Genomic DNA, 26,246 nt, shown 5'->3' on the forward strand with positions numbered 1-26,246 from the left:
GTTAGAAACTACCGGAGTCGCCGCCGCCGAAGTCGCCTCCACCTCCACCGTCGCCGCCGAAGAAGCCTCCGCCCCCACCGCCGTCGCCACCGAAGAAGCCTCCGCCTCCGCCGTCGTTGTTTCCACCGCCCCAGCCGCCCCCTCCGCCGTGGAGGATGGAGTTGATGAGGATGCCGCCGAGGATCGCTCCGCCGAGGCCGCCACCACTGCCTCCACCACCGAACATGCCGCCGCGGCCGTAGCCTTGGTTGGCGAAGCCGCCGAACTGATCGACGTCGGACTGGGCCAGTTGCGCGGCTTGTGCAGCGAGCGACTGGGCCTGCTGGGCGTACGTCAGTGCGGTGACGGGGTCATTGCGGGAAATGGACAGGGCGTAGTCGAGATTCCGTTGGGCTTCGGCCAAACGAGTACGGGCCTCGGGGCCAACGCCGCCGCGTCGCGCCGCGATGTAGTCCGAGGTAGCGCTGATCTGGGACTGGGCAGCCATGATGGTCTGCTGGAGCGCGGCTTGCGCGCGCCTTGCCTGTTCCTGCTGGTCACGGATTCCCGAGAGGGACTGGTCCAAGGCTTGGTGTGCCTTCTCCACCCGGTCCAGGGTGGCAATGGGATCGATCTTTCCGCCCTGGATTTCGGCCTTGACCTGCGCCAGTGCGGCTTCGACGCCCGCCACCGGACCGGCCAGCTCCGGGTGTTCGCCGGACTGGATCATCGCTTTGGCCTGGGCCAGGTCCTGGCTGGTCTCCACCACGGCGCCCTCCAGCGAATTCCGGGCTTCGTCGAGGTTGCCCGCCACCTTGGAGATCGCGTCGATCAGGACGTTGGTCTGGTGCAGGCCCTCTTCCGCGGCGCGGACGGCCACAGCGGCGAGGCTGCTCTCACCTGCGGCGAGCTTTTCCTGCGCCGTCGTTGTTGCGTTGTGAACGAAGGCAAGCCGGTCCTTGGCCTGGGTGATGTTGTCGCTCACGTGGCCAAGTGCGCTGTCTGCGTACTTCTCGCGCAGTCCGTTGAGCGATTGCTCCGCGCTGCTGATCTTTGCCTCGGCTTCGTTCGCCCCGGCGGCAACAGTGGCCAAAGCCTGCGGCGCGTTCTTCTCAAGCTCGCGCAGGGAGTCGAAATCGGCCTTCTGCTCCCGCAGCGACTCGAGGGCCGCGTCCGAGCGCCGGATGATTTCGCCAAGCCAACTGCGCTGCTGCTCTTCGGTGTCCGGGATGTGGTCATCGAGCTGTTGCTGGAGCTTGAAGGACTCGGTCATATGGTTCTTTGCTTCCAGCAAGGCCTTGGTGAAGTTCCCGACGGCGGCATCGCCGTATTGCGCTTGGGCGAAGCCGAGTTCCTGCTCGCTGGATTTGATGGTGTCGTCCGCTTCGATAAGCAGGGACCCGGCTTTGCGCCGCAAGTCCGGGATGCTCAAGGAGGCGAGGGGATCGAGCTGTTCGCCCTGCGGGCCGTAGCTCGTTGCGGATGCCTGGCCCTTCTTGCGGCGGTTACGGAAGTACAAGTACGTGCCCACACCGCCGGCCGCGACAACGCCGGCACCGATCAAAACGACTGCACCCGAGTTGCCGCTAGGAACCGTGCCGCTGCCCCCGCTGGCGGCGTCGCCGACGGCGGCCGCAGTGTCGATGGCTGCCTGGGCAAAGTCGCGCTTGCCTGCGCCCAGGTTGGCCGCGATGGCATTGGACGAAATGGTTGACCTCTTGGAATAGATCGCGCTTGCAGAGTTGGGTGCGAAATAATACTGACCGGCCGTGGAGATGGCCAGAATGACGTCAGCCTTGCCCATACTCTTCTTGGTGGCCACTGCCGTGGCCCAGTCTGCGGGCGATGAGGGGTTGTCGAAGGAATTCACCGTGACCACGTACAAGTTGTATTTGTGGTCCTTCAGGAGCTTCTGGATGGCATCCTGGACCTCGCCCTTGCGGTTGCCCAGGACATTCGCGTTGTCCACGATGTTCTGGCCGGAGGGGATGGTCACCGGACCCTCGGCCCAGGCTGCGGTGGCCGGGAGGACCAGCAATCCGGCCAGGCCGATGACGGCGAGTACACGTTTCAACATTGACCGCATGTGCAACCCTTCAGCACGTCTGCGACTGGTCCGGGCCGGAGCAATCGAAACAGAATGCATCAGCGCCCCCACGCATGGTTGTCAAGCGGCAGGTCGCTGTGGCAATTCCACTTGATACTATGGTGCACCTTTTGGAGCGTCCACAGCGGTAAATATGCCGCCAGCGAAACGGGGAGAAATCCTTCCTTCTCCAACGTTGAGGGGCTAGTCGGCGGCATTCGGCGGCATAGGGCCAATCCGATGACGGCGTTCAGCAAGCTCCCAGCGAACGTCGACTCTTGATCCAGCAAGAGCGACGATAGTTAAGGGGACGAGGAAGAAAGGAAGTCCCATGACGGAGAACCCAGCACAGGGCGCCGAGCCTGAGAACAATGGCCCCGAGAACCATGGTCCTGAGAGCACCGGCAAGGCGGAAGCGGACAAGCAAGCCAATTCCCAGCCTACGGCCCCGCTGCCGGCATACCAGCCGGGTCAGGATTTCACTGCGAAGCCCGATTACCCGGCGCAGCCCGATTACACAGCGCAGCCGGAGCATACAGCACAGACCCCGGTAGCCCCGGCACCATGGGCCCAAGGCCCGGCCGAAAACGCCACCGAGCAGATCCACGCTCAGCACAGCGCTCCCCAGAACGGAGCGCCCCAACACGGAGCTTCCCAGCACAGCGCGGGACAGCAGCACGCCTACCCGCAGCACCAGCCTTTCTATGGCGGACCGAACCCTGCGCAGCACTATCCCACTCAGCAGTTCCCCGCCCACCCGGGAGGTCCGGCGGCTAGTCCGAAGCGCAAGCCGGTCTTCGGCGTCGGGACCTTGGTGGCCTGCATCCTGGCAGCCGGTCTCGTGGGTGGAGGCGTGGTGGCCGCCAGCGATCAGTTGTTGAACAGCCGGACCCCGGTGGCGGCCGGCAGCGGCCAGGCGGGAACCGTGATTGTCAACAACACGGACAACGTCAACGCCATCACAGCAGCCGCGGCCAAGGCTACTCCGAGCGTCGTGACCATCATGGCTTCAAGCGGGAGCCAGGGCGGCACCGGTTCGGGCATCATCCTCGACGACCAAGGCCACATCCTGACGAACACCCACGTGGTGACCCTTGACGGTGCCAGCGCGAACGCCGCCATTGAAGTGCGGTTGAGCGACGGACGCGTGCTGAAGGCGACGGTAGTGGGTACGGACCCGCTGTCGGATCTCGCCATCATCAAGGTGGACAACGCTTCCGGCCTCGTGCCGGCCACCCTGGGTGATTCCAGCAAGATCAACGTCGGAGACAACGCCATCGCCATCGGCGCTCCGCTTGGCCTGCCCGGCACGGTCACCGACGGCATCGTGTCCACGCTCAACCGCACCATCAGCGTGGCGTCCTCGGCTGTTCCCAACGGCGGCTCGGACAATTCGCAAAACGGCGGCCAGGGCGGATTCCAATTCGCCCCTCCAGGCGGTGGCCAGAGCCAGAGCAGTGCGGGCCAGGGCACCGTTTCGCTCAACGTGATCCAGACCGACGCGCCGATCAACCCGGGTAACTCCGGTGGAGCGCTCGTCAACACCAAGGGCGAGATCATCGGCGTCAACGTGGCAATCGCTTCTGCCGGCAGCAGCAGTTCTTCGTCTTCGTCCAGCGGCAACATTGGTGTTGGCTTCAGCATCCCGATCAACAACGCGAAGCGTATTGCGCAGGAACTCATCAAGAACGGCAAGGCAACCCACGGGCAGTTCGGCGTCAGCGTTCAGCCTAAGTCGGCAACAGGCAGCAGCTCCGGGTTCTCGATCGGCGCGCAGGTCGCGGCCGTGACCAAGGGCTCCGCAGCTGAGAAGGCCGGGCTCAAGGTGGGCGACGTCGTGACCAAGTTCGCCGGTATAGACATCACCGACCCGGAGCAGCTCACTGCGGCTGTCCGGGAGCAGCCGGCAGGCGCAACGGTCAAGGTGACCGTCCAGCGTAGCGGCCAGTCGCAGGAGCTCGACGTGACCTTGGACGCTGCTCCGTAACAGCTACGCCGTAGCAGCGGATTCCAGCACGCGAACTGACTAGCACGTCGACGACGGCGGGCGGCACCACCGGTGCGGCCCGCCGTCGTCGTGTGCTCTTGCCGCCGTGGCGGTGGCGATCCACGAAACAGGAGTTAACGCGGCGCCGTTGTCCGACTTGTCCCGCAATATGCTTAGCTAGGACGAGCCCGTATGCCGGGCACTATTGGCCATGCGCCTAGTTGCTGGCCATCCCCGAGTATGGAAGGCTGCCTCGAACACAGTGGGAGATACATTGAAGATTGTTGTTCTGGTCAAGCACGTCCCGGACGCGCAGTTCGACCGACACCTCACCGGCCCAGGCAACACCACGGACCGCGACGAGAGCATCCTGTCCGAACTGGACGAGTATGCACTCGAAGCCGCGCTGCAGCTCAGCGAAGCCCGCGGCGGTGCCAAGGCCGGCAACGAGGTCATCGCCTTGAGCATGGGTCCCGCCGGTGCCGTGAACGCGGTCAAGAAGTCCCTGCAGATCGGTGCCTCCTCGGGAGCGCATTTGAGCGACGACGCCTTGGCCGGCTCCGATGCCGCAGCCACTTCGCTGGCCCTTGCCGCGGCGATCCGGTATCTCGGTGCAGACTCGCCCGTTGACCTCGTCCTGACGGGCATGGCGTCGACCGACGGCGAAACGTCCTTGGTTCCGGCACAGCTCGCCGAGCGGCTCGGACTCCCGCAAGTCACTTTTGCTTCGTCCCTGGAGGTCAACGGCGAACGCATCGTAGCGCGCCGTGACGGTGACGCCCACGCGGACACCGTGGAGGCAACCTTGCCCGCGCTGGTCTCCGTGACGGACCAGATCAACGAACCGCGATACCCCAACTTCAAAGGCATCCTTGCAGCCAAGAAGAAGAAGATCACGGCACTCACCCTGGCCGATATCGGCGTCGATGCCGCGCAGGTGGGCGCCGCGGGTTCCCTGACCGCCGTCGAGACCGCGGAGGCGCGGCCGCCGCGCACTGCCGGCACCATCATCACCGACGAAGGCGACGCCGGCATCAAGCTGGTTGAGTTCCTGGCCGCCCAGAAGCTGCTCTAAGAGGATTCCGACACATGGCAAAAGCACTTGTATTCATTGACAACCCGGGCACAGCGCTCAAGAAGAGCAGCCTGGAACTCCTGACGATCGCGCGTTCGCTCGGGGAAGCTGTGGTCGCCGTCAACGGCGAACTGCACGACGACGTCGCAGCCGCCTTGGGTGCGCACGGAGCCTCGGTTCTTTACCGCCCATCCGCAACGGACCTGGACGACTACCTGGTTGGGCCGAAAGCCGCCTATCTGGCCGCGGCCGTAGAGGCCTCCGGAGCCGGGACCGTCCTGCTGGAGAACACCGCCGACGGCAAGGAAATCGCAGCCCGTCTTGGCGTGAAGCTCAACGCCGGCGTCATCACCGATGTTGTGGGGGTCGACGCCGACGGCACGGCCCACAAATCGGTCCTCGCCGGCTCGTACACCACCACGGCCAAGGCGCGCACCGCCGTCGCCGTGCTCACCGTCAAGCCGAACAGCGTCGACGTCGAGGCCCCGGCCGCGTCAGGCACGCCCGAGGCTGTCACCATCGACGTCCCGGCTGATGCCACCGCGAATGCCGCACGGGTCACCGGGCGTGCGGAAAAGCCTGCCAGCGGCCGTCCCGAGCTCACCGAAGCCCGGATCGTGGTTGCCGGTGGACGCGGCGTCGACGGCGACTTCGGTCCGTTGGAAGAACTGGCCGACGCACTGGGCGGCGCGCTCGGGGCTTCCCGTGCCGCCACGGATGCGGGCTGGATCGGCCATGACTACCAGGTTGGCCAGACGGGCAAGACGGTGTCTCCGCAGCTCTACATCTCGGCGGGCATCTCCGGGGCGATCCAGCAAAAGGCCGGGATGCAGACCTCCAAGGTCATCGTCGCGATCAATAAGGATGCTGAGTCGCCGATCTTCGAGATCGCGGACTTCGGCATCATCGGTGACCTCTTCAAGGTTGTTCCACAGGCCACCGAAGAGATCAAAAAGCGGAAAGGCTGATCCCTTTGTCTTCTGACGCTACGTCAGCAAAGAGCCCGTTCAACGCCTCCACAGAGCGCGTTGAGCGGGTGCTTTGTTTTACCGCCCACCCGGACGACGTCGACTTTGGCGCGGCCGGAACCATCGCTGCCTGGACCGCTGCCGGCGTCGAGGTCAGCTATTGCGTCATGACAGACGGCGATGCCGGAGGTTTTGATCCTGCACACCGCGAAGAGATCATCTCCATGCGCGCAGAGGAGCAGCGACAGGCCGCTGCCCTCGTCGGCGTGACGGACGTGCACTACCTCCATGAGCGCGATGGTTACCTGGAACCGACGCATGGGGTCATCAAGCAAGTGGTGAAACTCATCCGCGAGATCCGCCCGGACATCGTTCTTGCCATGCACCCGGAACGCAATTGGGACCGGATCCAGAAGAGCCACCCCGACCACCTCGCAGTGGGGGAGATCGTGACGCGGGCCGTGTACCCCGCGCTTGAGAATCCCTTCGCGTACCCGGAACTGGCCGAAGCGGGCCTCGAGGCCTTCAAATTGCCATGGCTGTGGCTCTTCGCCGGTCCCGAAACCCGTGAGAACTATTTCGTGGACGTCACCGACCACGTGGACGCGAAACTGGCTGCCATCCGGATCCACGCGAGCCAGCACCCCGATCTGGAAGGCATGGAACGGGCCGTGCGGGGCATGCTCCGGCACAATGCCTCGCGCGCCGGAATGCCCGGCGGGCGCAGCGCCGAAGCGTTCCATGTGGTGGAAGTCAACGGGTCCCAAACCATCGCCGGTTTCTGAAATTGCTGATGTGTAACCTGTGTCATATGCTTAGTCTCGTTTAAATCATATTTAATTGAGAGAGGCAGACTTTGATGGCGAAGACTGCACAACAACCGGTATTGGTGATCATGGGCGTCTCCGGTTCCGGTAAATCGACAGTGGCCGGCGTATTGGCCGGACGCCTGGGCTGGGACCTCGCCGAAGGCGACGACCTGCACCCGGAAGCGAACGTGGCAAAGATGCAGGCGGGGCACGCACTCAGTGATGAGGACCGTTGGCCGTGGCTGGACATCATTGCCGATTGGATCAAGGAGCGTACGGCAGCTGGAAAGCCGGGCATCATCACGTGCTCGGCCTTGAAGAAGCGCTACCGGGACGTCTTGCGCGGCGAGGGCGTTGTGTTCGTCTTCCTCCAGGGGAGCAAGGACAAGATTTCCGACAGGCTGGCTTCGCGCCACGGGCACTTCATGCCTGCTTCGCTGCTGGAATCCCAATTCGATGCGCTGGAAGCGCCCACCGAGGACGAGAACCACATCTCGCTGTGCGTCTCCGCTTCTCCTGCCGAAGAGGCAGACGAAATCATCGAACGGCTCGGCCTTGAGGCACAGCCGGCACACACAACCGGAGATGCAGCGTGAACTGGACCGGGCACGATACCCAACTCCTGGTGGTCGCGGCTATCGGCATCGCGCTGATCGTCCTGCTGATCGCGAAATTCAAGGTCCATCCGTTCTTGTCCCTCGTGCTAGGTTCGGCCTTCGTCGGCCTGGCATCGGGAGTCGGCCTCGACAAAGTGGTCAGCAACTTCGAAGACGGCGTGGGCGGCGTCCTTAAAGAGGTCGGCCTCCTGATTGCCCTCGGCGCCATGCTCGGCAAGCTCCTGGCGGACTCCGGCGGCGCAAACCGCGTGGTGGACACCTTGTTGGAGAAAGCCAGCGGCAACAAGGTGGTCTGGATGATCACTTTGGTTGCGGTCATCATCGGCCTCCCGATGTTCTTTGAGATCGGCCTCGTCCTGCTGCTTCCGGTGATCGTCCTGGTCACCCAGCGCTCGCAGATGAAGCTCATGCGCATTGCCATTCCGGCCCTCGCGGGTTTGTCCGTGTTGCACGGACTGGTCCCGCCGCACCCGGGCCCACTCATCGCCATCAGCGCGGTGAAGGCTGAACTGGGCACCACCCTGGCTCTTGGGCTCCTGGTGGCCGTTCCCACCGTGATCATTTGTGGACCGCTGTTTTCCCGCTTGGCCGCGCGCTGGGTTCCAGTTGATGCTCCTGCGGTGGCCGGCGGCGTCGACACCAAGCACGCCGTCGACCTCAGCGAAGTGAAGCGTCAGCCCAGCTTCCTGGTCACCCTGCTGACCATCATTTTCCCGGTGGTGCTCATGCTGTTGAAGGCCGTCGCGGACATCGTCTGGGCCGATCCCAAGACGGCACCCATGATCCGCACCGTCCTGGACTTCATTGGCCAGCCCCTCGTTGCGATGACCCTGGCCGTGCTCGCCGCCATGGTGACCTTCGGCTACGCGGTCGGTTTCACCGGTAGCAAGATCACCTCCAAGCTCAGCAGCAGCCTCGGACCGATCGCCGCGATCCTTCTGATCGTGGGCGCGGGCGGCGGTTTCAAGCAGACCCTCATCGGTGCCGGAGTCGGTGACGCAGTCAAGAAATGGGCCGAAGGCGCCAACATGTCCGTGCTGGTCCTGGGGTTCCTGGTGGCCGTGGCGCTTCGCCTGGCCACGGGCTCGGCGACAGTTGCCACTGTCACGGCTGCGGGCATCGTGGCTCCGTTGGCAAGCAGCCTGAGCCCGACCCACGCGGCACTCCTTGCCTTGGCCATCGGTGCCGGTTCGCTCTTCCTGTCCCACGTCAACGACGCCGGGTTCTGGCTCGTGAAGGAACTCTTCGGCCTGACGGTCGGGCAGACGTTCAAGACCTGGTCGGTGATGGAGACACTCATCTCGGTGGTCGGCTTCGGCTTCATCATGGTGCTCTCGCTGATCATTTAGCGGGGCTGCTTAGCAGCCGGTACGACGGCGGCCCGTCCCCTGTGTTTCCAATGGGGACGGGCCGCCGTCGCGCTTTTCGGCAAGAGTGCCTTAACTGAGCTTTTGCGCTGCGTAGACCTTGATGCCTTCGAGCAGGTAGGGCGCCAGGCCTACCCGGACCTTGTCGTAATTTGCAGTGAACCGGGGGTCGTCCACGTACATCTGTCCCAGGCCTACGTAGGATTCGGCGTTTGGCGTCCAACTCGCGCAGATCCACTTGTAATGCCGGCCGACGGCGGCCTGGACGTCCGGGTGGTCCGCCGGAAGGGCGGCGTCGAAGCAGTGGGCAAGATCCTGGTTCAGCGCCGCGTACTCTTCCATGAACGCCTGCTTTTGGGCTGTGGTCATCGCCGAGTGCCGGGCGTTGCTCTCGTCGACGGCAGGATCGCCCCAGCGCTCGCGAGCCTCGGCCTCGTAGGGGTTGTTGTCGAAATCCTTGAAGATGTTCTCCGCGGTCATGGTTTCTCCTTGACGTAGTGCTGCGATAGTGGCGTCGACCGTCCGGGACATCCGGTCCAGTCGGTCGCGCTCGGCCAGCAGCCAATCCCTGTGCACGGCAAGTGCCTCCACAGGGTCGGCCTGGCCATCCAGAACTTCGCCGATGGTCTCGAGCCCAAGGCCAAGTTCACGAAGCAGAAGGATCCGCTGCAGTCGCAGCAGCTCAGGCTGACCGTAATACCGGTAGCCGTTGGATCCTGTGTGGGCAGGCTCCAACAGCCCGAGGTGGCCATAGTGGCGCAAAGTCCGCGAGGAGACCTTGCTGGCCTTGGCCAGCTCGGAAATGGTCCAGGTACCTGCCTTGTCCTGCTTCATGTATCCAGCGTAGAAGTTGACGTAACGTCAAGGTCAAGCCCTGCCGCAAGAGCCAACGGCGGGCAGGGCCTCTCGCTCTAGGTGAGAGGTGCTGCAGCGACCGTGGGGAGGGTCGGTTTCTTGGAGCCACCCACGGGTTCAACCGTGATGCCGATGGACGCCGCGCTGGAAATGCCGGAGACAACCGCCGGATGGCTCAATGCCTGGGCATCCATAAGGCCCTGGGATACAGGGTCGGAGCCGTCCTTGGGAATGAGCCACATCTGATAGACCTTGCCGGCCGGGGGAGCGGGAACGCCGTTCATGCGGACTACCACGGCGTTCTTCGAGCTGGAGATGGACACGGTGGCGGTACCGCCACCGTTGACGTCGACGGTGGCTTGACGGACATCGCCGGCCTGCAGCACTTGGTTCACAGGATCGTTCTGACCGGCTACGTAGACGCCGACGCCCACGCCGCCAAGCGCAATCACCGCGGCAGCCGCAGCGGCTGCCACCCAACCACGGACGCCTCCGAAGCGTCGGCGATCCCGTCGGTTCCGTTCGGCGGCGAGGTCCACGACGTCGGGGGCAAAGTGCGTTGCGGTTCCAGTCGACACTTCGGGAACCGACGACGGCGCGGACGCTGTGCCGGTTTGTGCAGTTCGTGGTTGTTCCGGGAGCTGCCGCAGGATGTCCTGCAAGAGCCCGGGCCGCGGTTCGGCCTCGTCGGCGAAGGAAGCGGTGAGGGCTTCGCGTGACTGCCGGACCCGTTCGAGGAATGCCGAGCGTTCAGGCGCCGTGGCAATGTAGTTGTCGATTTCAGCACGCTCGGCGTCGCTCAAGGCGTCGAGGGCATAGATCTCGGCAAGCTCCAAGGCGCGGCCTTCGGCGAGGTCAGTGGCTATATCGGTGGCAAACATCCTGCGGAGGCCTTCCTTCCCGAAGTTCCGTTTGTTGTCATCGTGTTCGGTCATGTCAGCTCACCCCCAGGCAAGTCTTGAGTCGGAGAAGTCCATCGCGGATGCGGGACTTGATGGTCGGAATCGCCGCACCGAGTTGTTCGGCGACCTCCCGGTAGGTGAGCCCGCCATAGTAGGCGAGCCGTACGGATTCCAATTGCGTTTCCGTCAGGGTGCCGAGGCAACGGGTGACGGCCTCGGCTTCAAGCCGGCTGCTGGCTTCTTCTTCCACTGAATCGTGGTCAAGGAGTTGGCTCGCGGCGCCGTATTTCGCTTCCCGGTCCGTGGCGGACTGGGCCGAGCGGACGCGGTCGATAGCGCGCCGGTGGGTGATGGTCATGAGCCACGCGAGCGGGCTGCCGGCCTCGGGATCGAACTTGGCCGCGTTCTGCCAGACCTGGATGAACACTTCCTGGGTGGTATCTTCGCTCAGGCCGGCATCCACCAGCACTCGCTTGGCCATGCCGAAGACCCGCCGCGCAGTGAGGCGGTAGAACTCGCTGAAGGCGACCCGGTCGCCGTCGGCCATCAACCCCAGCAACTCCGCAAGCTGCGCATTCGAGCCGGCAATCAGGCCGGGGGCCTCGGGGCCTCCCACATTCGGTGTATCCATCACCGTCCAGCATAGGTTGCTCGTGACCCTGGCAGTACCAGAAGCACTGCGGGTCTTGAGAGTAGTCACCTGTGCCCCTTCCGCGGCCGTCGCCCACCGGCCCTGCTTCGCAGGCCAGCTGCCTGCCCAGGCTGTTGGCCTGCATAGGGTATTCGGCGCAGGGGGAGCTTTGGATGGGTGACCCGCGGAGGTGACCTAGTGGATGTCCGGGCGGACGAGCAGGCCCGCTAGAGCTTCGCGCCCGCAAAACCGTGTTGGCGCCAGGCTTCATACACCGCGATAGAGGCAGCGTTGGCAAGGTTCAGCGAGCGCAGGGACGGCAGCATGGGGAGCCGGACGCGGGCCGTGACGTGCGGGTCCTGCTTCAGCCAGTCCGGAAGCCCGACGGACTCGGGTCCGAACATCAGGACATCGCCCTCTTCGTAGGCGATGTCCGTATAGGAGGATTCGCCGTCGGACGTGAACGCGAAGACGCGCTCGGGCTGCAAAGCCGCCCATGCGGCCTCGATGTCCTTGTGCACCGTGACCACCGCCAGGTCGTGGTAGTCGAGTCCTGCTCGGCGCAGCTTCGCGTCGGAGAAGTCGAAGCCCAACGGCTCCACGAGGTGGAGCTCTGCGCCGGTGATGGCGGCGAGCCGGATGGCGTTTCCCGTGTTGCCCGGGATTTCAGGGGTGTGGAAGAGGATGCGGAACACGTATCAATCCTAGCCAGCGAAAATACGGGGTGGCTCCTGCGGGCTCAGTGCATGCCCCGGAGCAACCGGGCAAGAACCGGGACAACCACGGTGTTGGGCACGGGGCCCGAACTCAGGAACTGCTTGAGGCCGCGGGCCAAACCGGAGGCGTTGACGATTTGCACCGAACCGAAGTCCCCGTCCTGGCGCCGGTAGTGGTCGATGACCGGCTCGTGGGGGTTGCCGTCCGGGCTGTGGACGACTACCCAACCCGTTACATTCAGTTCGGGGAAGATCTCCTGCATGTGGCGAACGATCAGCTCGAGCTGGGGCGGTGGCACCGAACGTCCGCCGTGCTTGAGCGCCACCCCGTCCCAGGCATAGGCGCCCTTGGGCAGCAGCATGGAACCGATGAGCGCCAGGCGGTAGCCGGCGAGGAGGGCGTGGTCGATGTGGCTGTCGTCCGAGGGGGAGCGGAGCCCGTTGACGAGCCGGGCCGACGGGATGGCAGGCAGGATCTGGCGGCTGATGAGCTGGACTGTCCGCATTTCGCGCTGAATGCGGGCTTCGGCCCCGAAGATTCCACGCTTCCGGGGAATCCCGTGGATCTGCAAGGCGGCCTCGCCCTTGGAGAGCAGGGGCACCTCGTGGGGATCATCGAAGGGCGGGACATAGACGGGGGCGTCGCCGGCCGTGTTGCGCGGGGTGTTCGGCCTGTGGACGCCGGTGCGGGTTTCCGGCCCTGGAGCGCCGGTCCCGGCGTAATCCGGCCTTTGCGCCGGGAAAGGGTTCGCCCTGCCGGAAGTGCCGCTGGCGTACCGCCGGTCGTACTCTGCGCGTCGTTTGGGGTCGATCAGGGTCTCGTACGCGAGCGTGACCTGCCGAAAGACCTCAGGATCCCCGCCATGGTCCGGATGGGCGTTCCTCGCGGCCTTCCTGTAGGCCACTTTGATCTCCTTGTCCGTCGCGGTGACGGGAACCCGGAGGATCTGATAGTGGGAACTGCTGCCCTGAGCCAACCACGGGCCTTTCTCTGGGATTCTGAAGTTTCCCGCCGTCCCGGTGCGGAGCGGCGATCTTGGCAAGTCTAGCCAGCCCACCATGAGAACGACGGCGGCCCGGGCTTTAGTTCCCCGGATCAGGCCCGTGCCGGTGGCATGATTCATGCTGTGAACTCCCCGGCCGGCCCCGATCATCCCATTCACCTGCCAAGTACCGGCCCCCACGGGCTGAACGGATCTCTCCGAAGGATCGTGCTGGCGGTCAATCCAACCGCAGCGTTTGGACGGCACGCCCTTGCCGGGGACGAAGCCGCCCGCTGCCTCCGCGAGGCGGGTCTCGACGTCGTCGTACTTCGGCGCGACAGCATGGACGCCCTGCGGGAAGCGGTGGACGGAGCGCTTCGCACAGGCGCCGAAGCCTTGGTGGTGGTGGGCGGCGACGGCATGGTCCATCTGGGCGTCAACTCACTGAGCGGGACCGGGTTGCCGCTCGGGATTGTTCCCGTGGGTACGGGAAACGACGTAGCCCGGATGCTTGGGCTGCCTCTGCAGGATGTCGAGGGCTCCTGTGCCCGCGTGATTTCGGCGCTCGCCGACGGCGGCCGGGTGCTCGACGCTGGCCGCATCACCATCGGCGGACGAACCATGTGGTTTGCGGGAGCTGTATCGGCGGGATTCGACGCTGCCGTCAATGAACGGGCAAACTCCTGGAGGTGGCCCCGCGGTGCACTCCGCTACACCCTGGCGATGCTCCGGGAGCTTGGATCGTTCCGGGCCATCAACTACACCGTGACTGCCGACGGCGCGGAAACGAAGGAAGGCGCCATGCTGATTTCGGTGGCCAACGCCCCATCGATCGGCGGCGGCATGCGGATCGTTCCGGATGCCGCGCCCGACGACGGGTTGCTGGATCTGTTTATCGTCAAGCCGTTATCCCGGCTGGCCCTCCTCGCTGTCTTCCCCAAGGTCTTCTCCGGCCGGCATACCTCGCACCCGGCGGTGGAAATCCGCCGGGTGCGTTCAGTGCGGCTTGCCGCCGAGAATGTGGTGGCCTACGCCGATGGTGAGCGGATCGGCCATCTTCCCTTGGACATCGACGTGGTTCCGGGCGCCCTGCGGGTATTGGCCTAAGCCTGGCCGTCAGCTTGCGAGGCGACGGCCAGGCGGTTGAGCGCGAGTGCGCCCACAAGCAGGCCGAAGTCGCGGAGGGCGACGTCGAAGAAGTTGCCCAGCACCAGCAGGTTCACGATGATGCCCAGAAGCCAGACCGCCACCAGGAGCGAGCCAAAGCGTGGCCGGACCGCCACCGCAATGCCGGCCACAATCTCCACGACTCCCACGATGTACATGAAGGTCTGGGCCGGGACCGGAATGACGGAGGTGGCCACGGGCGCCAGGTAGATCGTCCAGTGGGTGAGCAGGTTGGTGAACTTGTCCAGGCCGAAAATGATCGGCGCCACGGTGAACACGGTCCGGAGGAGCAGGAATGCCTGCCGCTGGGGATCCATGGACATGAGCGATCCGGTTTTCGCCTGGGCCGGGGATGATGCAGTGTTCATGATGCCTTCTTTCTAAAACTGGATACTTTGATTTTAGAAAGTCCAAAGGAATTAAGCAATGAGTGTTGATTTTAGAGTTAAGCTTGATGCATGACCGGACTTCCCTGGCTGCGTCGACTCTCCGCTTTGGCATCCCTCGACGACGGCAACCGCCGCCGCCTGTACGAGCACGTCTGCGGGGCACGCGACGCCGTCAGCCGGGACGACGCCGCGATGGCCCTCGGGCTTCCCCGCAGCACGGCCTCCTTCCATCTGGACCGGCTGGTCCGCGACGGACTCCTGAGTGTTGAGTTCCGCAAGCTCGGCGGCAAGGTCGGTCCGGGTTCCGGGCGCCCGGCGAAGCTGTATTCACCTGTCCTTGAAGAGATCGGCGCCTCGGTTCCGGAGCGCCACTATGACCTCGCCGGTGAAGTGATGGCTTCTGCCATCCAGAACCTGATGGCGAAGGGTGGTTCCCCCCGCGAAGTGCTCCTCGAAACCGCCTACGCCCGCGGCCGCGAGGCCGGCAGTGCGGAGCCGCATTTCGAAGATGTCCTGGCAAGCTACGGTTACAGGCCGGAACCTGACGACGACGGCGGGTACTCCCTGGTCAATTGCCCGTTCCACCGGCTGGCCGAAAGCCACACGGGCGTCGTCTGCGCCATGAACGGCGCCTTCCTCAGCGGAGCGGCGGCCGTCTGCGGAATTGCCGAGGAGCGGATCGCCGACGACAACCGCGAAGGCCATTGCTGCGCCAAAATCCGTCCGGCATCCTGATCAGTCCGGCGGACTAGTCCCGATCGGAGAAGCGGCCCGTAAAGGCGTCTTCCGCCGCCGAAGCCCGGATCCGCCTGTCTCGATAGACTTGGGTAGTGCCTGTTTACCTGGACCATGCCGCCACCACGCCCCTTGCCGCCGTCGCCCTCACCGCCATGACCCGCGAGCTGGCACGGACCGGCAACCCCTCATCGTTGCACGCTTCCGGACGGCGTGCCCGGCGATCCGTCGAAGAGGCGCGGGAAGCTATTGCGGCTGCGGCCGGGGCGCATCCTTCCGAGCTCATCTTCACGTCCGGCGGCACCGAGGCAGACAATCTCGCCGTCAAGGGGATGTATTGGTCCCGCCACGACGAAGACGGCCGCCGCAAGCGGATCCTTTGCTCCGCCGTCGAGCATCACGCGGTGCAGGACACCGTCGAATGGCTGGAACGGCACGAAGGGGCCGAAGCAGTGTGGCTTCCTGTCGATTCCCAGGGCGTCGTGCGGCTGGACGCTGTACGGGCGGAGATCGAGCGTGATCCGGGATCGGTAGCCCTGGTCACCGTCATGTGGGCGAATAACGAGGTGGGCAGCATCCAGCCTGTCAAGGAGATCGCGGAAATCGCTGCCGCCCACGGCATCCCCGTGCACTCGGACGCAGTCCAGGCTTTCGGCTCGATTCCGCTGGGCTTCCGCGAATCCGGGCTCGCCGCGATGTCGGTCTCAAGCCACAAAATCGGCGGCCCCGTGGGCGTGGGTGCCCTGTTCCTGGGGCGGTCCACCAAGGTCACCCCTGTCCAGCACGGGGGAGGGCAGGAGCGCGACGTCCGCTCGGGAACGTTGGACACGGCGTCGATCGCGGCATTCGCCGCCGCAGCGGAGTGGGCGGCCCAAAACCTCGTGGCAGAGCGCGAGCGGATCAGCGCCTTGCGGGACCGGATCATCGACGGGGTCCGGGCCGCGATTCCCGAAGCAGTGCTGCGCGGCGCGCCCGGCGACGCCCGGCTGCCCGGCAACGCCCACTTCACGTTCCCCGGCTGTGAAGGCGATTCCCTGCTGTTCCTCCTGGACCTCGCGGGCATCGAATCATCCACCGGATCCGCCTGCACGGCAGGAGTCCCCAGGCCCTCGCACGTCCTGCTTGCCATGGGGTTGGACGAGGACACCGCCCGCGGGGCACAGCGGTTCAGCCTAGGGCACTCTTCGAACGACGCCGACGTCGACGCCCTGCTCAAGGCCCTGCCTGACGCGTATGCCCGGGCAAAGCTCGCCGGAATGGCCGGCCACGAGTCCAGCATCCAGACCGCAGGCACAGCGGCCCGCGGCCACGGTAGCGGCTCCGCCGGTCAGGCCGGCAATCAGCTCGCCGGCAACAACTGATCCAGCGGAACGGCAGGATCAGCCAGGCGGTCCACATCCACCGGGATGCGCCCCGAAATGAGTGCCTTGACGGGCTTTTGTACCCGTTGCTGGTTGACGCTCATGCCCGCCACGACGGCGCCATCCCGTAGCCAGAACGCGAGGAAGGTGTTTTCCTCCAACACGCCGCGGATGACGGGCACGGAACCTGCCGCGAGCGTGGGATATCCCCAGTACTCCATCGAGACGTCGAACTGGTCCGTATAGAAATACGGGACCACGTCCAGCATCGCGTCCTGTCCCAGCATCGCTTTGGCGGCGACCTTGCCGCCGTTGAGGGCGTTGGACCAGTGCTCGCTGCGGTGGTGCTCGCCCGTGAAGGGATGCAATGCATTGGCAACGTCTCCGGCTGCGAACACGTCCGGACTGCTGGTCCGGAGCGAAGCATCCACCACGATTCCGTTGCGGATCTCCAAGCCGGCTGCTTCGGCCAGGGCCGTATCCGGAACGACCCCGACGGCCATCACCACGAGGTCGGCAGGGAGGACCTCGCCGGAGTTCGTGACAACGGCGCTCGCCTTGCCCCCGACGGCGGTGATTTCCGCGGCGCTCGCGGGGAGCCGGAACTGCACGCCGTGCTTTTCGTGCAGGCTGCGGAAGAAGCCTCCCAGTTCGGGTCCGATGGCGACGCCGAGCGGGACGTCTTCCAGTCCCAGCAAGGTCACGGCGTTTCCGTAGCTGCTCGCGGCCGCGGCAAGCTCCATGCCGATCCAACCCGAGCCGATCATCACCACATTCCGGCCTCCTCCGGACAGTTCTTCCTTGAGCCTGCGGGAATCATTGAAGGTGCGGAACGTCATGACACCGGCAAGATCCGAACCGGGGAGCGGAATCCGGCGCGGCTGCGCCCCCGTGGCGATCAGGAGCTTGCTGAACGGAAGCTCGGATCCTGATCGCAGATGCACCGTGTGGGCGGCAGGATCGGCAGCCGCGACCGCCTCGCCAAGGAGGAGTTCGACGTCGTTCTCCCCGTACCAGCCGGCCGCCAGCACCGGGACGGTATCCTCGCCGGCCTTGCCCAGGAGGAACTCCTTCGAGAGTGGAGGGCGCAAGTAGGGCTGTTCATTCTCGGCGCAGACCACGGTGATCCGGCCCTGGAATCCTTCGGAGCGCAGTGTCTTGGCAGCCGTGGCGCCGGCCAGTCCGCCGCCTGCAATCAGGATGTGTTCGGTGTCCATGGTGACTCGATTCGCGGGACGTTGGCGGTTCGCATGCGCGGTCTGCGTGTGCGTCAACGCGCGCGCAGCCGCGATCTAAAACTGTTAGTTTTGACTTTAGAATCGTCCGGGATGCTGGTCAAGGCATTTTTGGGGCGGATTCCCGCGGGCGCTAGAATAGTTGGGCGCGCTTACTCACTTCAGCCGCAATTCTTTTCCCCACCATCAACAGAAAGCCAGCATGCGAGTTCTTGCAGCCATGAGCGGCGGAGTCGACTCCGCTGTTGCCGCCGCCCGCGCCGTCGAGGCCGGGCACGACGTCGTCGGCGTCCACTTGGCGCTGTCCCGCATGCCCGGAACGTTGCGCACGGGCAGCCGCGGGTGCTGCACCATCGAAGACTCCCGCGACGCCTGGCGTGCCTGCGACGTGCTGGGGATTCCCTACTATGTCTGGGACTTCTCGGAGCGCTTCAAGGAAGACGTAGTCCAGGACTTCATCGATGAATACGCGGCCGGCCGCACTCCCAATCCCTGCATGCGCTGCAACGAGCGGATCAAGTTCGCCGCCCTGCTGGAGAAGGCCATCGCCCTGGGCTTCGACGCGGTCTGCACCGGCCACTACGCCAAGGTCATCCAGGACGCGGACGGCAACCCCGAACTCCACCGCGCCGCAGACTGGGCCAAGGACCAAAGCTACGTGCTGGGGGTCCTCACCCACGAACAGCTCAAGCACTCCATGTTCCCGCTGGCGGAGACTCCCTCCAAGGCCGAGGTCCGCGCAGAGGCCGAACGCCGCGGCCTGTCCGTGGCGAACAAGCCGGACAGCCACGACATCTGCTTCATCCCGGACGGCGATACGGCCGGCTGGCTCGCCGAGAAGATCGAGATGACCACCGGCGACATCGTGGACGAGGCCGGAACCAAGGTAGGGGAGCACCCCGGAGCCAACGCCTTCACCGTAGGCCAGCGCCGCGGCCTCAAGCTGGGTACCCCCGCCGCTGACGGCAAGCCGCGCTTCGTGCTGGAAATCCGGCCCAAGGAAAACAAGGTGGTTGTCGGGCCCGAAGCCCTGTTGGCCATCGACGAGATCCGCGGGATCAAGGTGTCCTGGGCGGGCCTGCCCATCGCCGAGGTGGCTACCGGCGCCGAGTTCGATTGCTATGCGCAGGTGCGCGCCCACGGCGATCCGGTTCCCGCGAAGGCCTCGGTCGAGCGGCATGTCGACGACGCCGGCATCGAGCGCGAGGGCCTCGTGGTGACCCTCGTCGATCCCCTCCGCGGAGTGGCCCCCGGTCAGACCATCGTGCTCTACCAAGGCACCCGTGTCCTCGGCCAGGCAACTATCGACGTCGCCCGGTCGCTTCAGCGCGCGGAACTCTAAGCCCGGCCACTCGCCGCAGCGGGTGAATCCGCGCTCGCAAGACTGTTAGCGCTAACGGGCCTGTTTCATCAGCGTCCAGTGCGGCCTGCCGCTTTCCCCTAGCCGAGTATGCGCCAAAAGAAAAGTAAATTTTGTGTCTCAACTCACAAAATCAAACGTTTCACCAGAAAAGCTTCTGATTGAATCGTGGAGTCAGGAGTATGCGCTCCTAAGAAATTACCGACGGCGGTTTGCCGTATCCATCGAACAGAAAGTTCACTGATGGCATTGAACAAAAAAGCCTTGCGAAGCGCTATCGCGTTCGCGGGCATCTCCGTATTCGCTTTGACGGCCTGCACGGGCCCGGCGGGCGGCGGCGGTTCAGCTTCCTCAGCTGCCAGCGGTCCGATCGCTTATGGCACCACCGATAAGGTGACCGCACTCGATCCCGCAGGCTCGTACGACAACGGTTCCTTCATGGTGATGAACCAGGTCTATTCCTTCCTCCTCAACTCGAAGCCAGGAAGCGCCGACCCCGTTCCGGACCTGGCAGCGTCGGCGTCGTTCACGTCGCCCACCGAGTACACCGTCAAGCTGAAGCCCGGACTCAAGTGGGCCAATGGCCACACGCTGGACTCCACCGACGTCAAGTTTTCCTTCGACCGCCAGCTCAAGATCAACGACCCCGCTGGTCCGGCAAGCCTGCTCGAAAACCTGGACAGCGTCACCACCCCGGACGCCAACACGGCCGTTTTCAAGCTGAAGCTCGCCAACGACCAGACGTTCCCGCAGATCCTCAGCAGCCCGGCCGCGCCGATCGTGGACCACCAGGTCTTCCCGGCCGACAAGCTCCTTTCGGATGACGACATCATCAAGGCCAAGGCGTTCTACGGCCAGTACACGATCGACAGCTACAAGAAGAACGAGCTCATCAGCCTCAAGGCCTACCCTGACTACCAGGGTGTCCTGGGCAAGCCGGCCAACGACGCCGCAACGATCAAGTACTACGCCGAGCCGACCAACATGAAGCTGGACATCCAGCAGGGCAACATCGACGTTGCGAACCGAAGCCTCAGCGCCACCGACGTCGACGACCTCAAGAAGGACTCCAAGGTCAAGGTCAACGTTGGTCCCGGCGGCGAGATCCGCTACATCACGTTCAACTTCAACACCATGCCGTTCGGTGCCAAGGCAACCGGTGCCGACCCGGCCAAGGCACTTGCCGTGCGCCAGGCGATCGCCAACCTCGTTGACCGCCAGGCAATCGCCGACCAGGTCTACAAGGGCACCTACCTGCCGCTGTACTCCAACGTCCCCAGCGGTTTCCTGGGCGCCAACGAGTCGTTCAAGGATGCCTACGGCGACAACGGAAAGCCGAGCTTGGACAAAGCCAAGAAGGTTCTTTCCGATGCCGGGGTCAAGGACGTCGTCACGCTGAACCTCCAGTACAACCCGGACCACTACGGCAAGTCCTCGGGCGACGAGTACGCCATGATCAAGGACCAGCTCGAGAAGTCGGGCCTCTTCAAGGTGAACCTGCAGTCCACCGAATGGGTGACCTACAGCAAGGCCAGCCGCGCCGACGAGTACCCGCTCTTCCAGTTCGGTTGGTTCCCCGACTTCAGCGACCCCGACAACTACCTGACCCCGTTCTTCCCGAACGGCGGCTTCCTGAAGAACCACTTCAACGACCAGGCCGTGACCGACCTGATCAACAAGCAGCTGACCACCACGGACAAGTCGGCTCGCGAATCCACCATCAAGGACGCCCAGAACGCTCTGGCAAAGGACATTTCCACTTTGCCGCTGCTCCAGGGTGCCCAGGTTGCCATCTCGGCGAAGGGCGTGAACGGCGTCGACAAGACGCTTGACGCTTCCTTCAAGTTCCGACTGGGAACTATTTCAAAGTAAGCAGCCGGTAGGGGGAGGCGGGTGCCAACAGGTGCTTTGCCTCCCCTTATTGCTGATTGCCTCACATTTTGAGCAAAACCCCGCGCGATCCGCGGGCAATGAACTTTAGGTAGCAATGACAACACTTATAGAGGTGCCCGACGTCGAACCGGACGCGGTCGCTCCCAAGAGTAAATCAGCGGGCGGGGGTCTCGGCAGGTACATCGTGGTCAGGTTCTTCCTGATCATTCCCACGATCTTCATCCTCGTGACGCTGGTTTTCTTCCTCATGCGGGTCATCGGAGACCCCATCACCGCAGCCCAGGGCGGCCGGCTTCCCCCGGATGTCCTGGCGCAGCGAATCCACGACGCCGGTTACGACCGGCCGATCATCATCCAGTACTTCGAATACCTGGGCCAGTTGATCACCGGTAACTTCGGCACCACCATCACGGACCGGCGGCCCGTCGTCGAAATGCTGTCGACCTTCGGTGCAGCCACCCTTGAGCTCTCGATCAACGCCCTCATCGTGGCGCTCGCGGTCGGCATCCCGCTGGGCATGATCGCCGCGCAACGGCGCGACAAGGCGTCTGACGCTTTCCTTCGCTGCTTTGCCATCCTCTGCTACGCCACTCCGGTCTTCTTCTCCGGACTCCTGCTGAAGCTGACGTTCTCCGTTTGGCTCGGATGGCTCCCAGTGGCCGGTCGCGTATCCACCCGCACTGAGCTGACCATGGGCCAACTTGCCGCTCCCACCGGCATTTACTGGCTCGACGCCGTGCGCAGCGGCAATCTCACGGCACTCGGCGACGTCGTGTCCCACGCCGTTTTGCCCGCTATCGCGTTGGGCCTCCTGACCGCGGGTGTCTTCCTGCGACTCGTCCGGACAAACGTCATCGGGACCCTGGGCAAGGATTACGTCGAGGCCGGCCGTTCCCGCGGCGTCAGCGAGTTCCGACTCGTGACGAAGCACGCCTACAAGCCGGCGCTTATCCCCATCATCACCGTCATGGGCTTGCAGATCGCCCTGATGCTCGGCGGAGCCGTACTCACCGAGACCACCTTCGAATGGAAGGGCCTTGGCTACCAGCTGGTCCAATACCTGAACGCGAGGGACTTCGTAGCGGTCCAGGGCATCGTGGTGCTGCTGGCCGTCATCGTCGCATTTACCAACTTCGTCGTGGACGTCGTCGCCGCGCTGATCGACCCGCGAGTGAGGTACTGACATGAGCACCGCAACAATTTCAGGACGGAAGAAGTCCTTCCTGTCCGGACTTCCTGTCATCTCCCACGTCAAAAAGAGCGTCGGCCTCCAGCGGGGCATGCTCATCACCGGGCTTGTGCTGACCGGGCTCTTCCTTCTTTCGACCGTGCTCGCGCCGTTCATCGCGCCGTACGGCTATTCCCAGCTGAGTGACGCAACAGGCTCGTTCCCCACCCAGGAGGCTCCCGGCGGCAAGCACCTGCTCGGCACCACAGTCGGCGGCTATGATGTCCTCTCCCGCGTCCTGTGGGGTTCACAGACCGCCGTGACCGTGATCGTCGTCGCCGTGGTGATGTCCATCTTCCTCGGCGTGGCGCTCGGCCTCCTCAGTGGTTACTTCGGTGGCTGGCTGGACCGGGTGCTGGTAGTCATCGCCGATGCCATTTATGCCTTTCCCTCCCTGCTCCTGGCGATCGTCATGTCGATCGTCATCAGCCGTGGCCAGTCGAGCTTCTGGGGCGGCATCCTCGCCTGTTCCTTCTCGATCACCGTGGTGTTCGTTCCGCAGTATTTCCGCGTGATCCGGGCCGAAACCATCCGGCTCAAGGCCGAGCCATTCGTGGAATCGGCCATGGTCCTGGGCGCGTCCAGCCTCCGGATCATCACCCGGCACATCTTCAAGAACGCCACCAGGACGCTTCCATTGATGTTCACCCTGAACGCCTCCGAAGCGATCCTGACCCTTGCGGGCCTTGGCTTCCTGGGCTTCGGCATTGAACCATCCTCGGCCGCCGAATGGGGCTTCGACCTCAACAAGGCCATGGCGGACGCGTCCTCCGGCATTTGGTGGACCGGCGTCTTCCCCGGTATCGCGATCGTCCTGACCGTGCTGGGGCTGACGTTGGTCGGCGAAAGCATCAACGACCTCAACGATCCCCGCCTACGCGGCCGGAAGCGTGCTGGAGGCAAGGCCTCCCGCTCCAAGGCCGCAGTTGGAACCGACGGCACGAACACAGGGGCCACCACCGCTCCTGAACCAGAAGCAGGTAAGGCATGACCACCAACATCGGCAACATTTCGGACCAGCCGCTGACATCCGGGCAGCCCGTCCTGGACATCGAACGGCTCAAAGTCACCTTTGCCACCGACAGCGGCGACGTCTACGCGGTCAAGGACGTCAGCCTTGAGGTCAAAGCCGGCGAAGTGCTGGCGATCGTAGGGGAGTCAGGTTCCGGCAAGACCGTCACGGCCAAGACCATTCTCGGCCTCCTCCCTGAAACGGCCATCAGCTCCGGGGCTGTGCTGATCAACGGCAACAACGTCATCAGCGTGAGCGCGTCCAAACTGCGCAAGATCCGTGGCCGCGACGTGGCCATGGTCTTCCAAGAACCGTCAACGGCCCTGAACCCGGTGTTCACGGTCGGATGGCAAATCGCCGAAGGCATCCGGGCACACGCCTCGGACGGACACCGCATCTCGGCCAAGGAGGCCAAGAAACGGGCCACCGAAGCCCTGCGGAAGGTGGGCATCCCCGATCCCGAAACCCGCGTCAACTACTATCCGCACCAGCTTTCCGGAGGCCAGAAGCAGCGCGTCGTCATCGCGGCCGCGCTTGCCTTGAACCCCGGCTTGATCGTGGCGGACGAACCGACGACGGCGCTGGATGTCACTGTCCAGGCCGAGATCCTTCAGTTGCTCCGGGACTTGCGGGACAAGTACGGCACCTCGATTGTGCTCATTACGCACAATATGGGCGTCGTGGCCGACCTGGCCGACCGCGTCGTGGTCATGTACCAAGGCGACGTCGTCGAAGAGGCCACCGCGAGGGTCCTTTTCGCCGAGCCGAAGCAGGACTACACCAAGAAGCTGCTGGCCGCTGTGCCGCACCTTGGCCGCAACTCAGCGTCCGAGGGGGCCACCGAACGGTTGCACCAGACCGGGAAGATCCTGGTCGAGGCCAAGAACCTCACCATCGAGTATCCGGGCCGCCTCGGCAAGCCCGGGTTCAAAGCCGTGGACGACGTCAGCTTCACGGTCTCCGAGAACGAGGTCTTCGGCCTGGTCGGCGAGTCCGGTTCGGGCAAGTCCACCATCGGTCGCGCCATAGCAGGCCTCAACAGGGCAACCGGCGGCAGCCTCAAGGTCCTTGGCTACGAAATGCTGGGATTCAAGGAGCACACGTTCAAGCCGCTGCGCAAGGACATCGGCTTCGTCTTCCAGGACCCGGCCGCCTCGTTCAACCCTCACCTGACCATCGGCGAGTGCGTCGCGGAACCGCTGCTGATCCATACCCACCCGAGCCCGGCCCAAGCACGCCTGCGCGTGGCGCAGTTGCTCGAATCGGTCCAATTGCCGGCGTCGTACGCTGAACGCTTTCCGCATGAGCTCTCGGGCGGGCAGCGCCAGCGCGCTTCGCTGGCGCGTTCGCTCGCGCTCAACCCGCGCCTCCTGATCGCCGATGAGCCCACCTCGGCCCTCGACGTTTCCGTGCAGGCAAAGGTCCTGGAACTGTTCAAGGACATCCAGGAAGAGTTCGGTTTTGCTGCGCTGTTCATCAGCCACGATCTCGCCGTGGTGGATATTCTCTCCCACTGGGTGGGCGTGTTGTACAAGGGCAAGCTCGTGGAGCAAGGGATCGGCAGCCAGATCATGGGCAATCCCCAGCACGACTACACCCGCAAGCTCATTGCCTCGCTGCCGGTGCCGGATCCTGACGAACAGGCCCGACGCCGGGAAGAGAACCGCGCGCTGCTGGGCATCTAGCCCTCCATCCAAGCGGCGATCCGCAAGAACGGACATGCCCGCCCTTCTCCACGAAGGGCGGGCATGTCCGTTCTGCGCGGCTATTCGGACACGATGCTGATGTTGAAGAGCTTGTCCTTCGGTTGGCGCACGAAGATCCGGAGCCACAGCGGCATCCACATTTCAAGGCCACGGGCAACGTCGAGCCCGCCCAGGTCGTGGATGTGTTCCGGAAGCCAGCCGAACTCCCGCAGGAGCGCGACGACGGTGGCTTTCGCGTCGTCGTCGTTCCCCGCCACGAAGACGTCATGGGCACCATCGGCGAGCCTGAGCGGATCAACCATCAGGGGAGCAGTCAAGGTGTTGAGGGCCTTGACCACACGCGCCGCGGGGAAGGAGCGCTGGATGGTTTCGGCAATGCTGTCGGTATTGCAGACGGAGAGCGACGGCGGGAAGCCGGCGGAAAAATCCAGCGGATTGGACACATCCACCAGGACCTTGCCCGCCAGGTTCGCAGCCCCGGCTTCGCTCAACGCCGCGAGCGAGACCATGCCCGGGGTTGCGTTGACCACGAGCTCGGCCATGGCTGCCGCCTGCGCGAAGGAACCGGAGCTTGCCCCCGGACCCGCCTGCGCCGCCCACTCCGTCCCCTTGGGATTGCCGGCTTCCCGGGAACCCATCATGACCTCGTGGCCTACGGCCACCAATTTGTCGGCCAGGGTATGCCCCACCATTCCGGTGCCAAGAACTGCGATTTTCATGCGTGCTCTCCTTATCATCGGCGCGGACATGCCCATTCTGCCCCTCAAGGGCCGGCCCGCACACCCTAGACTGGAGGAATGACCGAGCAGAACCACGCCCTCCCCGACGCCGACTCCTTCGATCTTTCCGCCAGCTCCCTCGCCGGCCGCGTGGACCAGGCCGTCATGGACGAGTTGCTCTCCATCCGCTCCAGCATCGACAACATCGATGCCACCCTCGTCTTCCTCCTCGCGGAGCGGTTCAAAGCCACCCAGAAAGTGGGAGTCCTGAAGGCGACGCACAAGCTTCCCGCCGGGGACCCGGGACGCGAGTCCGCCCAGATCGCGCGGCTCCGCCGGCTCGCCGAAGAAGCGCACCTCGATCCTGCCTTCGCGGAGAAGTTCCTGAATTTCATCATCAGTGAGGTCATCCGGCACCACGAGGCAATCGCCGAAGGCCACCAGGCTTCCATCGCGCAGGCCTGAA

The 26,246-nt window shown here is 64.4% G+C and carries 24 protein-coding genes; 15 read left to right on the top strand and 9 right to left on the bottom strand.

Going from position 1 to position 26,246, the window contains the following annotated elements; all coding sequences use genetic code 11:
• Position 1: 1 nt before the first annotated feature.
• A complete protein-coding gene (locus tag AC1DJB_RS02100) occupies positions 2-2,065 on the bottom strand; it encodes a TPM domain-containing protein (protein ID WP_476909853.1) in 2,064 nt (687 codons plus the stop codon).
• A gap of 331 nt (positions 2,066-2,396) precedes the next feature.
• On the opposite strand from AC1DJB_RS02100, the gene AC1DJB_RS02105 reads away from it, so the two are divergent.
• From AC1DJB_RS02105 to AC1DJB_RS02130, 6 genes are all read left to right on the top strand, one after another.
• Entirely contained in the window at positions 2,397-4,052 is a 1,656-nt protein-coding gene (locus tag AC1DJB_RS02105; RefSeq protein WP_441432496.1) for a S1C family serine protease, read from the top strand.
• 274 nt (positions 4,053-4,326) lie between these two features.
• A complete protein-coding gene (locus tag AC1DJB_RS02110; RefSeq protein WP_284991530.1) occupies positions 4,327-5,127 on the top strand; it encodes an electron transfer flavoprotein subunit beta/FixA family protein in 801 nt (266 codons plus the stop codon).
• A gap of 14 nt (positions 5,128-5,141) precedes the next feature.
• Positions 5,142-6,095, top strand: a complete 954-nt coding sequence (locus AC1DJB_RS02115) for an electron transfer flavoprotein subunit alpha/FixB family protein (RefSeq protein ID WP_284991532.1) — start codon at positions 5,142-5,144, stop codon at positions 6,093-6,095.
• Between the two features lie 5 nt (positions 6,096-6,100).
• Positions 6,101-6,880, top strand: a complete 780-nt coding sequence (locus AC1DJB_RS02120; RefSeq protein ID WP_284991534.1) for a PIG-L deacetylase family protein — start codon at positions 6,101-6,103, stop codon at positions 6,878-6,880.
• A gap of 74 nt (positions 6,881-6,954) precedes the next feature.
• Positions 6,955-7,500, top strand: a complete 546-nt coding sequence (locus AC1DJB_RS02125; protein WP_059387524.1) for a gluconokinase — start codon at positions 6,955-6,957, stop codon at positions 7,498-7,500.
• Positions 7,497-8,870, top strand: coding sequence for a GntT/GntP/DsdX family permease (locus tag AC1DJB_RS02130; RefSeq protein ID WP_059387525.1), 1,374 nt, complete (start codon positions 7,497-7,499; stop codon positions 8,868-8,870). Before AC1DJB_RS02125 ends, AC1DJB_RS02130 begins: the two co-directional genes overlap by 4 nt.
• A gap of 90 nt (positions 8,871-8,960) precedes the next feature.
• On the opposite strand, the gene AC1DJB_RS02135 is transcribed toward AC1DJB_RS02130, so the two are convergent.
• The 5 genes from AC1DJB_RS02135 to AC1DJB_RS02155 all read right to left on the bottom strand — a co-directional run bounded on the left by AC1DJB_RS02135 (position 8,961) and on the right by AC1DJB_RS02155 (position 12,969).
• On the bottom strand, positions 8,961-9,722 hold the full coding sequence (locus AC1DJB_RS02135; RefSeq protein ID WP_284991537.1) for a MerR family transcriptional regulator: 762 nt from the start codon (positions 9,720-9,722) through the stop codon (positions 8,961-8,963).
• A 77-nt stretch (positions 9,723-9,799) separates the two neighbouring features.
• On the bottom strand, positions 9,800-10,678 hold the full coding sequence (locus AC1DJB_RS02140) for an anti-sigma factor (RefSeq protein ID WP_441437158.1): 879 nt from the start codon (positions 10,676-10,678) through the stop codon (positions 9,800-9,802).
• Between the two features lies 1 nt (position 10,679).
• Entirely contained in the window at positions 10,680-11,276 is a 597-nt protein-coding gene (sigK, locus tag AC1DJB_RS02145) for an ECF RNA polymerase sigma factor SigK (protein ID WP_059387527.1), read from the bottom strand.
• A 227-nt stretch (positions 11,277-11,503) separates the two neighbouring features.
• On the bottom strand, positions 11,504-11,971 hold the full coding sequence (locus AC1DJB_RS02150) for a tRNA (cytidine(34)-2'-O)-methyltransferase (protein WP_059387528.1): 468 nt from the start codon (positions 11,969-11,971) through the stop codon (positions 11,504-11,506).
• Between the two features lie 44 nt (positions 11,972-12,015).
• Positions 12,016-12,969, bottom strand: a complete 954-nt coding sequence (locus AC1DJB_RS02155) for a J domain-containing protein (RefSeq protein ID WP_284991540.1) — start codon at positions 12,967-12,969, stop codon at positions 12,016-12,018.
• Positions 12,970-13,203: 234 nt separating this feature from the next.
• Between AC1DJB_RS02155 and AC1DJB_RS02160 the strand changes: the two genes are divergently transcribed.
• A complete protein-coding gene (locus AC1DJB_RS02160; protein ID WP_307053552.1) occupies positions 13,204-14,082 on the top strand; it encodes a diacylglycerol/lipid kinase family protein in 879 nt (292 codons plus the stop codon).
• On the opposite strand, the gene AC1DJB_RS02165 is transcribed toward AC1DJB_RS02160, so the two are convergent.
• Positions 14,079-14,510 (bottom strand): hypothetical protein, encoded by a 432-nt coding sequence (locus AC1DJB_RS02165; RefSeq protein WP_059387530.1) that lies wholly within the window; start codon positions 14,508-14,510, stop codon positions 14,079-14,081. The two genes, AC1DJB_RS02160 and AC1DJB_RS02165, sit on opposite strands and share 4 nt — an antisense overlap.
• 90 nt (positions 14,511-14,600) lie before the next feature.
• Between AC1DJB_RS02165 and AC1DJB_RS02170 the strand changes: the two genes are divergently transcribed.
• A complete protein-coding gene (locus AC1DJB_RS02170) occupies positions 14,601-15,266 on the top strand; it encodes a helix-turn-helix transcriptional regulator (protein ID WP_441437157.1) in 666 nt (221 codons plus the stop codon).
• Positions 15,267-15,361: 95 nt separating this feature from the next.
• Positions 15,362-16,627, top strand: a complete 1,266-nt coding sequence (locus AC1DJB_RS02175; protein ID WP_306961073.1) for a cysteine desulfurase family protein — start codon at positions 15,362-15,364, stop codon at positions 16,625-16,627.
• On the opposite strand, the gene AC1DJB_RS02180 is transcribed toward AC1DJB_RS02175, so the two are convergent.
• Positions 16,606-17,844, bottom strand: coding sequence for an NAD(P)/FAD-dependent oxidoreductase (locus AC1DJB_RS02180; protein WP_441437156.1), 1,239 nt, complete (start codon positions 17,842-17,844; stop codon positions 16,606-16,608). The two genes, AC1DJB_RS02175 and AC1DJB_RS02180, sit on opposite strands and share 22 nt — an antisense overlap.
• A gap of 238 nt (positions 17,845-18,082) precedes the next feature.
• Between AC1DJB_RS02180 and mnmA the strand changes: the two genes are divergently transcribed.
• The 5 genes from mnmA to AC1DJB_RS02205 all read left to right on the top strand — a co-directional run bounded on the left by mnmA (position 18,083) and on the right by AC1DJB_RS02205 (position 25,040).
• Positions 18,083-19,204: a tRNA 2-thiouridine(34) synthase MnmA gene (mnmA, locus tag AC1DJB_RS02185; RefSeq protein ID WP_370872699.1), complete on the top strand. Its 1,122-nt coding sequence runs from the start codon at positions 18,083-18,085 to the stop codon at positions 19,202-19,204.
• A gap of 261 nt (positions 19,205-19,465) precedes the next feature.
• A complete protein-coding gene (locus AC1DJB_RS02190) occupies positions 19,466-21,094 on the top strand; it encodes an ABC transporter substrate-binding protein (RefSeq protein WP_059387532.1) in 1,629 nt (542 codons plus the stop codon).
• Between the two features lie 115 nt (positions 21,095-21,209).
• On the top strand, positions 21,210-22,298 hold the full coding sequence (locus AC1DJB_RS02195) for an ABC transporter permease (RefSeq protein ID WP_284991546.1): 1,089 nt from the start codon (positions 21,210-21,212) through the stop codon (positions 22,296-22,298).
• 1 nt (position 22,299) lies between these two features.
• On the top strand, positions 22,300-23,334 hold the full coding sequence (locus AC1DJB_RS02200) for an ABC transporter permease (RefSeq protein WP_284991547.1): 1,035 nt from the start codon (positions 22,300-22,302) through the stop codon (positions 23,332-23,334).
• Positions 23,331-25,040 (top strand): ABC transporter ATP-binding protein, encoded by a 1,710-nt coding sequence (locus tag AC1DJB_RS02205; protein WP_476909854.1) that lies wholly within the window; start codon positions 23,331-23,333, stop codon positions 25,038-25,040. Before AC1DJB_RS02200 ends, AC1DJB_RS02205 begins: the two co-directional genes overlap by 4 nt.
• Before the next feature lie 80 nt (positions 25,041-25,120).
• Here AC1DJB_RS02205 and AC1DJB_RS02210 read toward each other — a convergent pair whose 3' ends face one another.
• The gene (locus AC1DJB_RS02210; protein WP_059387535.1) at positions 25,121-25,780 is read right to left on the bottom strand and encodes an NADPH-dependent F420 reductase; all 660 of its coding nucleotides are present in this window, start codon (positions 25,778-25,780) and stop codon (positions 25,121-25,123) included.
• Positions 25,781-25,858: 78 nt separating this feature from the next.
• Here AC1DJB_RS02210 and AC1DJB_RS02215 point away from each other — a divergent pair, with 78 nt between their 5' ends.
• On the top strand, positions 25,859-26,245 hold the full coding sequence (locus AC1DJB_RS02215; RefSeq protein WP_476909855.1) for a chorismate mutase: 387 nt from the start codon (positions 25,859-25,861) through the stop codon (positions 26,243-26,245).
• The last annotated feature ends 1 nt before the right edge of the window (position 26,246 follow it).

This window comes from Arthrobacter sp. 01T428 (assembly GCF_056398685.1).

Bases quoted from the DNA above. Each gene is read 5' to 3' on its own strand.
- mnmA (WP_370872699.1), top strand. From the start codon at position 18,083: ATGAGCGGCGGAGTCGACTCCGCTGTTGCCGCCGCCCGCGCCGTCGAG.
- AC1DJB_RS02180 (WP_441437156.1), bottom strand. From the start codon at position 17,844: ATGGACACCGAACACATCCTGATTGCAGGCGGCGGACTGGCCGGCGCC.
- AC1DJB_RS02195 (WP_284991546.1), top strand. From the start codon at position 21,210: ATGACAACACTTATAGAGGTGCCCGACGTCGAACCGGACGCGGTCGCT.
- AC1DJB_RS02190 (WP_059387532.1), top strand. From the start codon at position 19,466: ATGGCATTGAACAAAAAAGCCTTGCGAAGCGCTATCGCGTTCGCGGGC.
- sigK (WP_059387527.1), bottom strand. From the start codon at position 11,276: ATGGATACACCGAATGTGGGAGGCCCCGAGGCCCCCGGCCTGATTGCC.
- AC1DJB_RS02135 (WP_284991537.1), bottom strand. From the start codon at position 9,722: ATGAAGCAGGACAAGGCAGGTACCTGGACCATTTCCGAGCTGGCCAAG.
- AC1DJB_RS02205 (WP_476909854.1), top strand. From the start codon at position 23,331: ATGACCACCAACATCGGCAACATTTCGGACCAGCCGCTGACATCCGGG.
- AC1DJB_RS02115 (WP_284991532.1), top strand. From the start codon at position 5,142: ATGGCAAAAGCACTTGTATTCATTGACAACCCGGGCACAGCGCTCAAG.
- AC1DJB_RS02105 (WP_441432496.1), top strand. From the start codon at position 2,397: ATGACGGAGAACCCAGCACAGGGCGCCGAGCCTGAGAACAATGGCCCC.
- AC1DJB_RS02165 (WP_059387530.1), bottom strand. From the start codon at position 14,510: ATGAACACTGCATCATCCCCGGCCCAGGCGAAAACCGGATCGCTCATG.
- AC1DJB_RS02100 (WP_476909853.1), bottom strand. From the start codon at position 2,065: ATGCGGTCAATGTTGAAACGTGTACTCGCCGTCATCGGCCTGGCCGGA.
- AC1DJB_RS02200 (WP_284991547.1), top strand. From the start codon at position 22,300: ATGAGCACCGCAACAATTTCAGGACGGAAGAAGTCCTTCCTGTCCGGA.
- AC1DJB_RS02170 (WP_441437157.1), top strand. From the start codon at position 14,601: ATGACCGGACTTCCCTGGCTGCGTCGACTCTCCGCTTTGGCATCCCTC.
- AC1DJB_RS02140 (WP_441437158.1), bottom strand. From the start codon at position 10,678: ATGACCGAACACGATGACAACAAACGGAACTTCGGGAAGGAAGGCCTC.
- AC1DJB_RS02125 (WP_059387524.1), top strand. From the start codon at position 6,955: ATGGCGAAGACTGCACAACAACCGGTATTGGTGATCATGGGCGTCTCC.
- AC1DJB_RS02215 (WP_476909855.1), top strand. From the start codon at position 25,859: ATGACCGAGCAGAACCACGCCCTCCCCGACGCCGACTCCTTCGATCTT.
- AC1DJB_RS02210 (WP_059387535.1), bottom strand. From the start codon at position 25,780: ATGAAAATCGCAGTTCTTGGCACCGGAATGGTGGGGCATACCCTGGCC.